The organism is Candidatus Nitrosopumilus sp. bin_7KS, from assembly GCF_054095835.1.
The window spans coordinates 235,159-249,622 of the sequence record NZ_JBSWSO010000006.1 but is presented as its reverse complement, the minus strand read 5'-3'; the positions used below and the strand labels follow the sequence as shown (position 1 = coordinate 249,622).

General features: G+C 32.6%; 13 protein-coding genes. 1 reads left to right on the top strand and 12 read right to left on the bottom strand.

Annotated elements, in window-relative coordinates; translation table 11 throughout:
* Positions 1-142: 142 nt before the first annotated feature.
* Entirely contained in the window at positions 143-1,537 is a 1,395-nt protein-coding gene (locus tag ACW9W4_RS07800) for an MBL fold metallo-hydrolase (protein ID WP_457761899.1), read from the bottom strand.
* Positions 1,538-1,607: 70 nt separating this feature from the next.
* On the opposite strand from ACW9W4_RS07800, the gene ACW9W4_RS07795 reads away from it, so the two are divergent.
* Complete coding sequence (locus ACW9W4_RS07795) at positions 1,608-2,225, top strand: hypothetical protein (protein ID WP_457761898.1); 618 nt, start codon at positions 1,608-1,610, stop codon at positions 2,223-2,225.
* Here ACW9W4_RS07795 and ACW9W4_RS07790 read toward each other — a convergent pair.
* The 11 genes from ACW9W4_RS07790 to ACW9W4_RS07740 form a co-directional block, all read right to left on the bottom strand.
* Complete coding sequence (locus tag ACW9W4_RS07790) at positions 2,222-3,529, bottom strand: hypothetical protein (RefSeq protein ID WP_457761897.1); 1,308 nt, start codon at positions 3,527-3,529, stop codon at positions 2,222-2,224. The two genes, ACW9W4_RS07795 and ACW9W4_RS07790, sit on opposite strands and share 4 nt — an antisense overlap.
* A gap of 49 nt (positions 3,530-3,578) precedes the next feature.
* Positions 3,579-4,631: a hypothetical protein gene (locus ACW9W4_RS07785; protein WP_457761896.1), complete on the bottom strand. Its 1,053-nt coding sequence runs from the start codon at positions 4,629-4,631 to the stop codon at positions 3,579-3,581.
* Positions 4,632-4,633: 2 nt separating this feature from the next.
* Positions 4,634-5,377: a hypothetical protein gene (locus ACW9W4_RS07780; protein WP_457761895.1), complete on the bottom strand. Its 744-nt coding sequence runs from the start codon at positions 5,375-5,377 to the stop codon at positions 4,634-4,636.
* Positions 5,377-6,198 (bottom strand): ParB/RepB/Spo0J family partition protein, encoded by an 822-nt coding sequence (locus ACW9W4_RS07775; RefSeq protein ID WP_457761894.1) that lies wholly within the window; start codon positions 6,196-6,198, stop codon positions 5,377-5,379. The genes ACW9W4_RS07780 and ACW9W4_RS07775 overlap by 1 nt, the downstream gene beginning before the upstream one ends.
* Positions 6,199-6,247: 49 nt before the next feature.
* Positions 6,248-7,414 carry a cysteine desulfurase family protein gene (locus ACW9W4_RS07770; RefSeq protein WP_457761893.1) on the bottom strand — a complete coding sequence of 389 codons (1,167 nt, stop codon included), beginning with the start codon at positions 7,412-7,414 and terminating at the stop codon, positions 6,248-6,250.
* Positions 7,411-7,788 (bottom strand): DNA sulfur modification protein DndE, encoded by a 378-nt coding sequence (gene dndE, locus ACW9W4_RS07765; RefSeq protein WP_457761892.1) that lies wholly within the window; start codon positions 7,786-7,788, stop codon positions 7,411-7,413. Before dndE ends, ACW9W4_RS07770 begins: the two co-directional genes overlap by 4 nt.
* Positions 7,778-9,814 (bottom strand): DNA sulfur modification protein DndD, encoded by a 2,037-nt coding sequence (dndD, locus tag ACW9W4_RS07760; protein WP_457761891.1) that lies wholly within the window; start codon positions 9,812-9,814, stop codon positions 7,778-7,780. The genes dndE and dndD overlap by 11 nt, the downstream gene beginning before the upstream one ends.
* A 1-nt stretch (position 9,815) precedes the next feature.
* Positions 9,816-11,324: a DNA phosphorothioation system sulfurtransferase DndC gene (gene dndC, locus ACW9W4_RS07755; protein ID WP_457761890.1), complete on the bottom strand. Its 1,509-nt coding sequence runs from the start codon at positions 11,322-11,324 to the stop codon at positions 9,816-9,818.
* Complete coding sequence (dndB, locus tag ACW9W4_RS07750) at positions 11,325-12,419, bottom strand: DNA sulfur modification protein DndB (protein WP_457761889.1); 1,095 nt, start codon at positions 12,417-12,419, stop codon at positions 11,325-11,327.
* Positions 12,420-12,494: 75 nt separating this feature from the next.
* Positions 12,495-12,656 carry a hypothetical protein gene (locus ACW9W4_RS07745; protein WP_457761888.1) on the bottom strand — a complete coding sequence of 54 codons (162 nt, stop codon included), beginning with the start codon at positions 12,654-12,656 and terminating at the stop codon, positions 12,495-12,497.
* A gap of 587 nt (positions 12,657-13,243) precedes the next feature.
* Positions 13,244-14,443, bottom strand: a complete 1,200-nt coding sequence (locus ACW9W4_RS07740; protein ID WP_457761887.1) for a tyrosine-type recombinase/integrase — start codon at positions 14,441-14,443, stop codon at positions 13,244-13,246.
* Positions 14,444-14,464: the final 21 nt, after the last annotated feature.

Sequence of the window (14,464 nt, the reverse complement as noted above, 5' to 3'; positions counted from 1 at the left end):
AGAAAACACCCATCAGCAGGTACGGATCTTTAGAGGCTCAACTATCATTTTGGGCATTTCTTCCGTGCCATTATGGCTGACCTCTTAAGTCCAGAGTAGCATAATGAGCCAATCTGGCTTGCTAAAGAATTATCTTCAGTTATTAAAGATCATATGATTTTCCATATTCTGGATAAATAATATTCTTAACAACTCCCCCATATTCCTCTGGAGCCCCTGAATGTATAGGAAATAGTGTTTCAGCATCAATTTCTTGAACTATTTGAAACAAATCTGATCTATTCGCATGACCTGAGCAATGAATTTGCTCATTTGACAATCCAAAATGTTTAACCCAATTATCTCGCCTCTCCACACTAAAGGTCTGTTCTTCACTCCAGGGTTCGGAAGCTGAATGAATGTAGGTTCCACTTTTAATTTTCATGTCAATGAATTGAGGGAAATTATAAAATCCCATTGCACAAAGATATTTTTCAGGATTTTTTCCAATCTCTACAGTTGTTTTAGTATTAACTAATTGAACATAATCTGTAAATCCACGATAATCCGAATCCTGAAACATTCCAGAATATGTTCTGGGTTTGCATAAAATTACATCAGGATCATCATAATTTGGAATCTCTAGGTCTGGGAATTGATGAAAGTATTTCAGATATGGTGCATTTTTTATGTTGATTACTAGTTTTCTTCCTGTTCTTTTTGCAATCTCATAAAATGTTCTAACTCTATCAACATCTCTGAAATTAAAATCAGCACAAACAAAACTACTGGACCTGGATACTACTTGTAACCCATCTTCGAAAACTTTGGATTCACTTTCATCTTTAGGGGAATCCGAGATGTGTGTTCCTTCTGCAAGTAACGCTATGGGTTTTTCTTTTTTTGCAGCATCTATGAACTCTCTAGTCATCTGAGGTTTTGTTCCATGTAATCTTAAATCACCAGTATACACGACAGGTCCAGATGAAGTGTAAATGATGAACCCATATGCTCCAGGAATAGAATGATCAACATGAATTGGTAAAATTTCCAGTGAATCAATTTTGAATTTTTCCCCAGAAGTAAATTCCCTAATATCTCTAGGAATTGGAAAGTCTCTATAGCTTGATCCGTGTTCTTTAAAATCTAAAATTTGTCTATCTCGTCTTCCTTGAATTTCAAAGAATGCTTTGAGTATTCCTTTTGTTGTCTTTCCCATGTAAAGTGGAATATCTTTATGAAGAAATGTAGCATAATCAACATGGTCTGAATGTGCATGAGAGATTAGCACTCCTTGAAAATCTGCTTCTTTTTCAGAATATCCTTGCTGTTTTACCAAATCATTTCTGTATAATCCATTAATGTCAGGTAACATCCCTAGGTCGATGTAATCACCTAATCCATTTGATTTTCTAGGCTGGATATATCCTTCAAGATATTTTCCTTCTTTTGCATAACTTTTTCCAAAATCTAGGAATATTTTTGTGTCTTTATCTTGGAGTAGAATTTTGTTTCCTCCAACTTCATTTACCCCACCGTAAAAAGTTAAAGAAGTCACATAAAATCTACAGAATCCAACCTAAAATACTTGAGTATTATTTTCATAAGGCAAAATCCTAGAGAACCTGATGGATGTTCAAAAAAGAATTTGTAAAAATATTTGTAAAAAGTTTATTGTTAAAAAACCAACATCTGGGAGTAGATACGGTGTAGGTCAAGGACGTTGTCAAACATGTGAGGTGTGGATTGATTATAGGGGAGCCCATATAAAAGATGGATCAAAAGCATCCAAAGATACTCTGAGTTGGTTTTGTAATTGTTGTAATTATAGAATTAGACAAAAGCCTAGAAACAAAGTATACAAAGAAAAATTATCTGTAGAGATGAAAATAAAAAAAGAAGGAATAGAATCAATTAACCAAAAACCATGTCCCAAATGCAGTATAAAACCAACTAAGGACAATATAGAATCAATTTTTGGAATGAGGATGTCTAATGGTAAATCAATTAGACAAAGTTATTGTCGAAATTGTCGCATTTCAAATTCATTAAAAGATAGAGATAATGAAATATTAGAATTTATTTTGCTAAATGCGCCAGCAAATCCATATGATATAACAAAAAACTTTCAAAGAATTAATTTAGCACAGTTAGAAAGGGAAGAAAAGATTCAATGGGATAAAACGGGGAAAGGTTGGATTTTAACACCAAATACAAGAAAACAAATAAAAAAATACATAGATTAATGCTTCAACTTATTCTTAAGAAGATCTAATTTTTTTCTATCATATATCGATTCATCTAATTCTTCAATAATCTTTTTCTGAGTGGGATAGAAATCTAATAAATCAATCATTCGAAGTATAGATTTCTTAGAAAATTCTTCTAACTTATTTGCAACTGTTTCTAAATCAATTATTTCTGAATTTACGGAAAAAGTTCTTTCTTTAGTTTCATGTAAATAACCACTTCTAAATTTATAAGCTGTTTTTACAAAATACCAAATCCATAATCGCTCATCGTCAGTTTCACCTAAAAGAGAAGCCATCCTATGAGATAATTTTAAAGTTGAATCACCAATATTTGGCACAAGTAATGATTCAAGACAAATTACATAATCTACAATTGTGTCAACTGCTTTTCTATGATTAAATGACATACCAAAACGTCTAATTGCAGATTCAAGGAAATTTGAATTATCTAGATTTGAAAATTTTTCATTAATATTTTCAAAAAAAGGGACAAATTCTTTAGCCAATTTTGAATTTAATACATATTTTTGAGATGATGCAGGTCTTTCATGGCCTTTTTCAACCAAATTTAGCCCATCAACATTCCAATTTTGAGAAGAAAACCAGTACAGATTGCCAAACTGAGGATTTCCAAATTTGAACAATTTCAATGAATTGGCTACATGTTCAAAATACTCTAAAGCAGTTGGGATAATTTTCAGATTTTTTTTGCGAATAATTTTACATACTAAAACATAGTTTAGTCTTTTTTGATGAGGAGGTATTTCTTTCAAGGGTAAATTGTCAATGTTGACAATTTTTGCAAATTCAAATCTAGTGATTTTTCTAATCCATAAATTTGGAGACAATTGTATTTCTTTAAAATTGCCATCTACATTGTATAATGGAGAAAGATAACAATGTGAAAAAAAGTCTGTTGTTATATACTGATTAAAATTTTCCAGATTTTTTTTAAATTTTAGATTATCAAAATTACTTCCATGTTCTTTTAAATATTGTAAAATAAAATTAAAAAGTTGCTCATTAGTTAATTCTTCATAATCTATATCTAATTTGTATTTATTTTTAGATTCTATTTTTGTAATATTTGTTTTAAGAATATTTTTAATTATTTTAAATAATGAATTCATTTCGGGGTATTTTTTAATTTTATTTTTTAATGCATGGATAAGCTTGTCATAATCAACAATTGTAGAAGGTGTTAAATCAACCAGCACATTATTCCTAAACACAGGTTTGTTGACAGTTTTTTGATAGGTAGTTTCAGATTTTTGAATTTCTTGGTTGCAGGTAGCCAAACCTGATTTTAGGAATTCTTTTAAATAATTTTTAAAAAGTTGTTCTTGTTTAACCATCTTTAATCACAGGTAATGATTTTGAAGGAATTCCTAAACGAGTCGTAATTTCTTCAGATAATTTATTTCCAAAAGAAGCTCTAGAGCCATCAGTAATCACAATTCTAGGATTTGCTTCTTTTACATATCGTAGAAGATCTGAAAATTCTGCATGTTCATCAGAAGCCATCCAATATTTTTCGCCATCATGTCTCATTATGGCTTTTCCAAATCCACCCATCATTGTTAAACTAGTCATTTGTTCCCTTTCCTCTCTTTTAGTCATCGTAGGAGTTGGTCTAAATTCAATCCAAGGGTAACTATCGTGAGTAATTTCTTCAGCTTCATATGATTCTGTATCAATTAAAGGACGAATGCCTATTCCATATTTTGCATAAACTTGAGCAACTTGATTATCTACATGAGAGCCCAAAAATGATACTGTTTCAGGGATATCCACATGGTTTGATAATAGATGCATTATGTGCTGTAAACGTCCTCTATGTGCATGAACACATACAGGTTTTCCGTTATCTATGGATTCTGTAACTATTTCAAGTAATCTACGTTCTAAACTTTGATTATCAATAATTTTATCAAATCGTGGATCACCATGAGTAGAGTCAATAACTAGTACATCACATTTTGGTGGATGATCATTTGGAGAAATATCTCCAGAATACAGAATTTTTAGTTTATCATATGTTTGAAGAAATACTTGACTCGAACCAAGCATGTGGTTTGACTCAAGTAATGTCATAAGATCACCATTTCCATTAAATTTTATCATTTGAGGAGAATCATAATCTATTCTATGTAATTGAGTTCTTGCAATATAGGTATCTTCAGTAATTGATTCTAGTAATTCCCCAGTAATTTTTGAAGTATAAACATCATATTGATGCATACAAGTTTCAAAACTATCAGAAATATGGTCAGAATGAATATGTGTGAATACTGCAGCTTGATATCCAGGTTCAAAACCATCACATACAATAGATTTCCCTAAACAGATTGCTCCACTATCAGTAATTTTAACTTGAGAAAATAATTCTTGATCGTTCATTTTTAAAATCCTTCCTTTGAAAAAATATCATCTATCAAATCTTTTCTTAATAAATTATTTTTATCAATATAAGAACGAATGAATTCCCTACCATCCTTTGATAAAGAAAGTCGCACATAATCATCATGGACTTTGATTCCTTTTACTGACTGAGATGGAAAGACTTTTGAAATAATTTCTAATGCAAATTCATTTAGATTTTTACTACTTTTCTCAGAGGCAATTTTTAATGATTGGACGATTGATGGTTGAATTCCACTTATGAAAAGAAAATGTTGTATAACTACGGGGCGAGTAACATTTAGTACTTCTGTAATACAATCATCAATTGTTTTTTTAGAATTTCTATTTTTTAGACTAATAATTCCCTTTACTTCATCTTTGGTTACAGGTCTAGGCACACTATGAATAGCACTGACAAGTTTCAAAATATCCTCAGAGCTGTTTAATTTTACCAATTCTTGAGCAGATGTAAAAGAAATTTCCCCTGTATCTTGTTTAGATTGACCCCAAATCACAATATCTTGGATTTCCATAGGTAATTCCAACAATCTTAGAAATGCTTTAACCATATCCAAAGAAATAGGTAATCTATTCACCAACTCATTTTTATCATTATGTAATTCCGACAACAATTCTTTAATTTCTTCAGCAGTGTCTATTGGGCCTAAGGGCCTATCTGAATGTGTAACATTAACACTGGCAAGTAATTTAGCTAATCTCTTTGGATTTTTTAAAAGAGACATTAATCTTCAGCAGAATCTAAACCTCTATCAATTAATTCTACTGCAGCATCTTCTGTTTTATCGATACTTTCATTCTTTTTGAATTTATCAATTCTTGATAATTGATCATCAGTTACTTCAACAGTGAATTCGTTTAGTTCAGTTCTCTTGGTAGCTTTTTCAGCTGCTTCAGGTGCACCAATTGTTGGCTCATGTTTCTTTATTTCAACAAATTTCTTTCTTGCTTGTGGAGATAATTTTTCAATTTCTTGTGCTGTTTCTAACAATGAATTTTCATCTACAGTAGATTCATCTCCACCTAATGCATCAAGAGCTTTAATTGCATTTGATGCAGAAATATTTTTAGCTTTAACTTCCTCTTGAATTTTTTCAGGCAATCTACCAATTGTAAGATATTTTCGCACAGTGTCTACGGATAGTCCAAGTTCTTCAGCAACTGTTTTCGTTGAACCATATCGATCCATAAAAATTTGAACAGTATCTACATAATCAGCATGTTTCATATCTTTACGTGCAGCATTTTCAACTAGAGATATTTTTTTTGCCTCAAATTCATCTATGTCTTTTTCAACAACATATGCCTTGATAGTAGGTTTCTGAAGAATTTCATGGGCTCTAAATCTTCGCTGTCCAATCAATAATTCATAATTATCATCAGGTAATTTTTTTACAATAACAGGACTAATCAATCCATCTTTCCTAATACTATGAACAAGATCATCATCTTCTTCAACTTTAGTATCTCTTTGTCGGGCTTGACTTGTAGCCAAAGAAATTTTTTCTAATGGAATTTCTATAGTGTCTTTTGGTAATAGGCTCATACTACTAAAATTCCATTGAGGGATAAAAGAATTGTGTTAATTTTTAATTCTATTTTATCATGATTTTACGAATTTCTAAAATGGATGAAAGAAGTTTAGACTGTGCATAGTCAATCTCATTTTGTATGTTCATACGTCCAAATCCAATTCTAATTGATGAATGGGCACGGTTTTCGTCATAGCCCAATGCTAAAAGAACATGTGAAGGTTCAACAATTTGAGTGGTACATGCAGATCCAGCTGAAATTGAAATTTCTTTAGAGACAGAATTAATTATTGCTTTACTTTCAATTCCTGGAAAATATATGTTCAGATTATGGGATAATTTCTTTTCAGGATGTCCGTTTAGTTTTCCACCCACTTTCTCAAATTCTTTGAGCATCAAATTGGACCATTCCTTGAATCGGTTATTTTCTGAATCCATCTCTTTTACTGCAATTTCCATTGCTTTACCAAATCCAACAATTCCAGGAACATTTAGAGTTCCTGAACGAATGTTTCGTTCTTGTCCTCCACCATGAAACAACCCATCAGGTTTTACTCTGGGTTTTACTCCACGTACATACAAAACCCCAATGCCTTTAGGACCATACATTTTGTGAGCTGAAAAGGACATTAAATCAATATTCATTTTCTCCACGTTCATTGGAATGTGTCCTACTGCTTGTGCAGCATCTGTATGAAAAATAACTTCATGTTCATGTGCTATTTTTCCAATGGATTCAACATCTGCAATTGTTCCAATCTCATTGTTTGCTGCCATGATACTAATCATCACAGTCTCATCTGTAATGGAATCTTCTAACTCTTTAAGATCAATTTCACCAAATTCATTTACAGGTAGATAAGTTACTTTTTTTCCTAAACTCTCCAAGTGTCTTGCAGTATCAAGGACAGCCTTGTGTTCGGTAACACATGTTATCAAATGATTTCCCCTATCTGCATACTTGTTCATTGTACCAATCAATGCAATGTTATCAGACTCTGTAGCCCCTGATGTAAATACAATCTCATCATGTCGTGCACCAATTGCATTTGCAATTTTCTCACGTGCATCCTCAACTGCTACTGATGCCTCATATCCAAACGGATGGTCCAGACTAGATGCATTACCAAATTTTTCAGTAAAATATGGCAGCATCTTCTCTAAAACTCTAGGGTCTACAGGAGTTGTAGCATGATGATCCAAATAAATCGGAAATTTGATTTCACTCAATGTGATCTCTCAACTTCAATCATCTCATGGAAATTAGACAAGTCATGAATTCTTGCAAATAATGCAATTGTTCCTCGATTCAAATGAGCCTTTAACATTTTGTTTAGCATTTGCGAATCCAAAGTTAAGTTGTCTGTTTTTAATCGCTGTATCAAGAGTGCACGAAATACATCTTCATATTCTCCAAACAATACTAGAGGACTAATTTCAGATCCCTTTTCATCAAATTCTTCAGGATTTGGAATAGATTTGTCCTTTAGAGAAAGACATAGAGAAAATCGGGCCAAAATATTCGGAGTCAGTCCTGTTCTCTTCTTCATTGTTCCAAGCAAGTTTTGTGAGCGAAAGCTTATTCGGATTCTATTAAATCGCAACTATTTTCTCCCCCTCTTCATTCCAAAAATATCCAGAATTTTTCTGGGTTTGTCCTTTTTCAGGCACAAATTCCATAGCATAAGACCTATTCAGATATGGTTTTAATTTCTTGTAATGCTCAAAAGTGATTTCAGTATCAGTTGAAAATATTGCCACTTGGTGTGATGCTAATGGAAAGAATTTCTCTATCAAATTTACTCTATGCCCTTCATCTAGTCTTGCCAATGGAGTATCAATTAAGAAAGGTAATGGCTTTCCAGATGTTTTTGCCAAGGCCCACAAAATTGCAGTTGCAAACATTTGTTTTTCACCTTTAGATAACAAATCTTTTGGGAATGGATCATTGTTTTCTCTATACAATGTTACTTCAAATGAATCCTTATCCACAGATACTCTTTGAATGAATTCTTTTTTGTGCATTAGAATACCAATTGCCTCTAAGAGATATTTCTCTAACAATTCTAATTTTTTTATTTTTAGTTTTTCAACATACTCATCTAATACCACTTGAACTTTTTCTGTCAGGTCTGCTTGAGTTTGTGCCTTTTTATTTTTAAATTGACTGGACACTGTATCTCTAATTTTTACATTGATATGTCTCATCATACTATCATTGCTAACAATTTGACTCTCTAAATGATCAATTTCTGCTTGCAGAGCACCAGATTCTGAATGTTTTTCATTTAGTTTTGCAATTAATGGTCCAATCTCATCATCTGAAGGTGCACTGGCAATGGATGTTTCAAGCATTGCTATTTTCTCACGTACTTCAATGAATTTCATTGTATCTTTTTCAAGTGTAGATGTTGCAGTTGTGCTTGCTTGATTAATAATTTCTATAATTTTTGATGCTTGGCCCATCGACAAATTAAATAATCCCTTCTCCTCAATTTTCGGAGAAGTTGATTTTTGTAATGCAGATATTTTAGTTAGTATTTTATCTTTAACATCAGATGATATCTTAAACTCACTCCAAAAAGAATCATCTTTTAAATTGGAATTTATTTCATAAAACTTTGATTTGATAATTTTCTCCTCAAGTGATTGTTTTTGTATCTCCTCATCTAAAATAATTTGATTTTTTAATTTCTCCATCTCTTGGGGAATCAAACTAAATGGTAAAACAGAACTACATGTTTCTCGAATTCTCTCGCTGATATTATCCAGTGTGACTTTTTGTCCCCCCAGAGAATTTCTAGTCTCTTCTCTATTTTGAGCAAATTTACCTCCTATTTTTGAGACTTGAGCCTCTAAACTATCAATTTCTGCGCGTAAACTATCATATTCTGACTGTTTTCGGGCAATTTTATCATTATAGTGTCCAGTTTGCTCCAACAGATCGTTTTTCTCATTTGTGTATTTTTCAAATTCAGATTTTAGAAATTTATCATCATTTGTTAAATTTCTCATTAAATTTACTTGCAAATCTTTTCGTAATTGTTCTACAACATCTAATCCTAATAGAGAGCTAAAGGAGGATTTTATCTCTAAACTTTCAGCCTCATTTTCTGCAATCTCTACAATTTTCTCACCATCAAAAAAGAATAGTTTTGCAATTCCTTTCGGAATTAATTCCTCAATAAATGACTGCCAATGATTCTTTTCAATTGTATTCAGAGATTCAAATACATTTTCTGATTCCAATCTCTTTTTGATGTTTAATTCTTCAAGAATTTTCCCATCTTCTTTTCTCCAAGTTCTCTCCACTTGATAATTAATCTCATCTCCTTTATGGAAATATTTGAATTCAACAATAATTGATGCAAAATCAGCAGATGTGGAACTACCCAAATATCTATGAATTTTTTTTGCAAGAAATTCATCATAGGATTTTTTGGTGATTCGCTTCCCTAGGGTAGAGATTCCATAAAAACATAACATGATGGATTCAAAGAGAGTAGTTTTTCCTGCACCGTTACTTCCACCAATTAGTATGATTGGCTTATCAGGTGTACATGTAAAATCAAATTCATTTTTGCCCTTGTACACTCCATAATCTTGTAAAGTTACTTTGGTTAGTAGCAATTTATCGTCCTAAATCTTGTTTACTCTTTTTTCTATCTTTGAGGTCTTTTACAATTTCATCGAGGTCTTCTCTCCATTCTTCTGAGAGAATTTTGTTTAATTCTTTGTAGATTTTTGAATGCTGTGACATGCCTTGAGCGTCATACTCTGCGTTTAGTAATTTTGATACTAGTAATTGTGGAACATCATTTTTAATACAAATCTCTTCAAGAATTTCTTGCTCATCTGAGCCGAATCCATTTAGGTCTTCTTGTGGAGGGATAATTTGTTCGCCAAAGACTTTTTCATAAATCTGATATACAGAATTCTTCCAGTCTCCTCGCTCCATACGCCAAATTCGTTGAATTTCATGTAGTTCTGACTCTAAAATTAACTCCATGTGTGGGTCAGGACCGTTTTGTCGCACCTTTTTTTGTCCTCGCAGTAATTTCTCTAAAAATTCTTTACAAAACTCCATAGTGTATGGTCCCGGAATTAAAACAGAATACGGGTCTGTGCTTTTTAGTCGTTCAGTAATACTTGATCTTGCACGGGATTCCTGAATGTTTTCCTCAAATGCCTTTTTCTTTATTTCATCAACTAGTTTCATTTGTCCAGATCTTCGTTTTAGTTCTCGTACCTCTCGTCTCTTTTCTGGGTCTTGTGTTGCTTTTAGTTCTGTTCGCAATTCTAACAATGGCTCCATCCATTCAGCGCCGTTTTCAATTGTGTTTTTCAAAGATACATCTTCAGATACTACAGTGCATACCCAACATCCGAATCTTGAATTGCCACATGAAGGAGTACTAGTATCAACTACCAGAGGACATTCTGATGAATTTGCATTTTGATATAATGCAAGTAAATCTCTATTCTTTGCACCCCACGGATTCTTGTTTTGTAAAAGATAATTCCAAACATCTTCTGTGATAAAATCACGCAGTGGAGTATACACATAGGTTTGAGGAAATTTTGAATGTCTAGATAACAAACTACCTTTAATTTCATACATGTTCATCAATTGATTTCTAGAGCCACTCTCATCTTTTCTTGTACCTAAACATACAATTGCTTCGCCGTATTGAGAAACTTTTTCTTGAATGAATCTATCTGCATTTTTAATTTTCAATCTATCAGTACACCATCGAAATAGATTAGATGGTGCTGGAAATCCTTTTCCTAAAAGACATACCCAAAAACTATCCTCAATTTTGGGTCTTACAAGATTTGTAGATATTGGAAGGTTTGATTCCTTTGCTGCCTTCTCCATTGTATCTAATGAAGTAGTGATTTGGTCAATTACTGTAGGAGATTCCACCAGAGTATCAGATGATATAATGTAAATTTTCTTGAGTAATTTCTCAGTCGGTAATTCAGATAATGCATTCCAAATTAACTGAGTCATACAGGTAGAGTCTTTTCCACCACTAAATCCAATAATCCAAGGGCGATTATCATTGAGGTATACCTCCTTGATTTCATCATGAATCTCTTGTAGTGTGCGTGTTTTGAAGACAGATTCGGCAGTCATCTATTTGCCCTCAAATTCATCCAAAGTCTTGTTTAATCCACAATGCTGAAGAATTTCATTTGCGGCTTGTTTAATTCCCAATCTAGTTTTAGTCATTCTACCATCATTCATAATTTTGCCCTCCCAAATAGTACTTGACTTTTGCCAATCAACTTTTTGTAGTCCTTTGAGTTTTTCTTTCCAGTTATCAGGAAATTCAGTTGTTAATGCATATCCTACCATCCCTAAAGCATTTAGAATATTGGTATGTGCATGAACATAGTTTGTTCTTAATTCAGAAGGGGAAACTTTTTTCTGAATCAAAAGATTCCATTCTGGAATGTTCTTTGATACTGTATCCCAATAGTCTACTGCAAGTTTTTGTTTCTCTGCTGCAATGGATTTTGTTTTTAATTTTAAAAGATATTTCGTAGCATCAGCAATTCCATTTAATGTGAAAAATGCCGTAGAGCGATTTGAGATATTTGTTTTCTCCATTTCTGTTCTACCATGAAAAACATCCACATCATTTGCCAATGTAACAATAAATCTTGCAAATGTATCACGATGATCATACAATATTCCAAGTGAACTTGTAGGCTTTACTGCATGTTTATTTAAATCTGAAAACATCTGTTGACTACGCTTTAATCCCTTATCCTCAAAAATTACAACGGAAACTTTTTCGTTTCCTAAAGAAGGATTTTGTTCATATGCATATTTTATTGCAGCACATCTATGTTGTCCATCATTAATCAATATTGGAGCATCAATTGGAAGAATCACTTTACCCAGTCTTCCTTCTTCTCCCTGTCCAGGTGATGGATTAAATCCCACTTTACCTCCAACAGAGACTGTGATTGATGAAAAAATGTAATCTTTAGGGTTGTTCAAAATATAATTTCCCATCTCAGGGATTCTAGATTCTCGGAGTTTTCTCTGGGCTCTCAAAGCAGCTGGAATTTGAGGGTCATTGTTGAATTTGAAATGATTGTAAATTGTAGCAAAGGAGCACATTGCATTGTAAAATTCTCTCCCTGCTTGTCTACCCCTAACAGCTTCAAAAAATATTGTACCGCTATCCTGGTCAACTTCATTTGAAGCAATAGTACTCATCTACTAGTGTATAATGGAAGCATGCTATAATAGTTGTGGAAGCATGTTCTAATATAGGCACAAATTATGGCATTTTTAGAGTTTTGCTAACTTTTTGATATCTGCAGGAGTCAATTCTAGAGTCATTTTTGCAGCATCGGGATGTTTTACATTTTCTCCTTTATGGAAGAATTTGACTATAGTTTTGCCACCTGATTTTTTTGCTTCGTATGGATATCCGCCAATTGTATCTCGCATAGTTTTGATAAATTATTAATTGCATATAGAGTTATTGGATTTTCTTGAAATTCGAATCTATTCAAATCAATATACTAAACTGATGCCAACATGATTATTTTGATATTAGCTAACAATGATTAGCTAAATTCATGCTCTCATAGAGATTTGATATATTGGTTTAATGCTCTGACGTGAAAATATTTTAGAAAAAATACTCTCATGGAGATTTGAACCAAATTACTTTCAATATCATTTCATTTTTTGTAATGTTTAATTTTTTCTTAACTGAATTGATTTTTTATAAAAATCTTAAGAAATCAAACAAATCCACAATTTGTGCCTGAGACCAACGGACAAAAATTACATTTTTGTGGATTTTTGTCACATTTTGTGTCCGTTTCTGTAATTTTTCATGCCTGGAAAACGGACAAAAATTACAAAAAGACAATTTCCCTATGTTATGGGTGATTGTGTCTGTTTGTTTGTAATTGTAATTATGAAATTATTGTTCTATAGATTAAATTAGTTTAATGTAATTGATAACGCGCACGTCTAGAGGAAATTATCTATTCTTCCTTGTGATTTATTTTGATGAACTAATGTTGTTATAATTTTTCTTTTTCTTGTAATCCTTTGATGTAGTTAGGATCTGTGAACTTTTTTGCTTGTTCTTCAAATAGTTTGACAACTGAATCATTCCAGTCCTCATCTCGTTTCTTCAAGTTACTTTGCAGTGTTTGTATTGTATTTTCAAGTTCTTCTATCTTTTCAGTATTCTCTTCTAGTTCTGATATTTTCTTGTTTTGCTTGTTGATTTTTATCTGATTTCTAAAGTCCTCCTCAATTGTTATCTTTGGTTCAAGCTCAATGTATTTCTCTAATCTGTCCTCGTCACTAAGTCTATAGTATTGCTCTAGGTATCCACTGTGTCCTATTAGTGCATGAGCATATTCCAGTCCATGTGTGTTTGATGCTTGTGTCTCAAAAAATGCTCTAAAGGAATGCAAAGTTATCTTGTGTATTGTAGAGTTTTCATATTTTGTGTCAAGTTCGGTCTTTTTCCTCAAATGCCAGAAATTTAGGATTTCATTGTTAACTGACTTTCTAATGTCCTTGTTTGTACTAAAAACAAGATCATCTTGATTCATTCTTTTAATTATTGGCAATAGATAGTGTTCTGCCTCTTTTGAAATGTAGGTCTGTCGTTCTGTGTTCTTTTTTGTGATTTTTGCAGGGATGGTGATTCGTATTCTTTCTTGTGAAAAATCAAAATCTCGCTTTTTCAAGCCCAATGTCTCTCCTATTCTCATCCCTGAACTAATCAGTACTGTGTAGAGTGCTTTTCTCTTTGGTTTAGAATGATCAATTAATTTTCTAATCTCTGGCAAAGTTACAGCATATTTCATGTTTTTTGGATCCTCTGGGAGTGTAATGTCTCGTCTTAGATTGTAATGGTTGATTCGCAATTGGTGATATGCAAAATACTCTACTGCTGTCTGGTAGTATGCAACTGAAGTGCTGGCCTTTGAGTCCTCATGTTTCCAATGAAGATACTTTTGAAACAAGTCGACCATCACTGATTCGTGTCTTGGTTCTGGAAGTTTTTTGACATCTTCAATCACTTGCTCAGTAGTGTCTTTGCCAAACTTTGCAAACGCAAACTTGTCAAAGCTGAGCAGTGCACCCTTGCAAAAATCAACTGTGCTTGTAGATTTTGACTTGTTAAACTTGTTTGTGAGAAACTTGTCTCTGGATCTCAACACATTGAGATATCCTAACTCATCAATCTTCTCACGCTCAATCATATAAAATAATGATGAGATCTG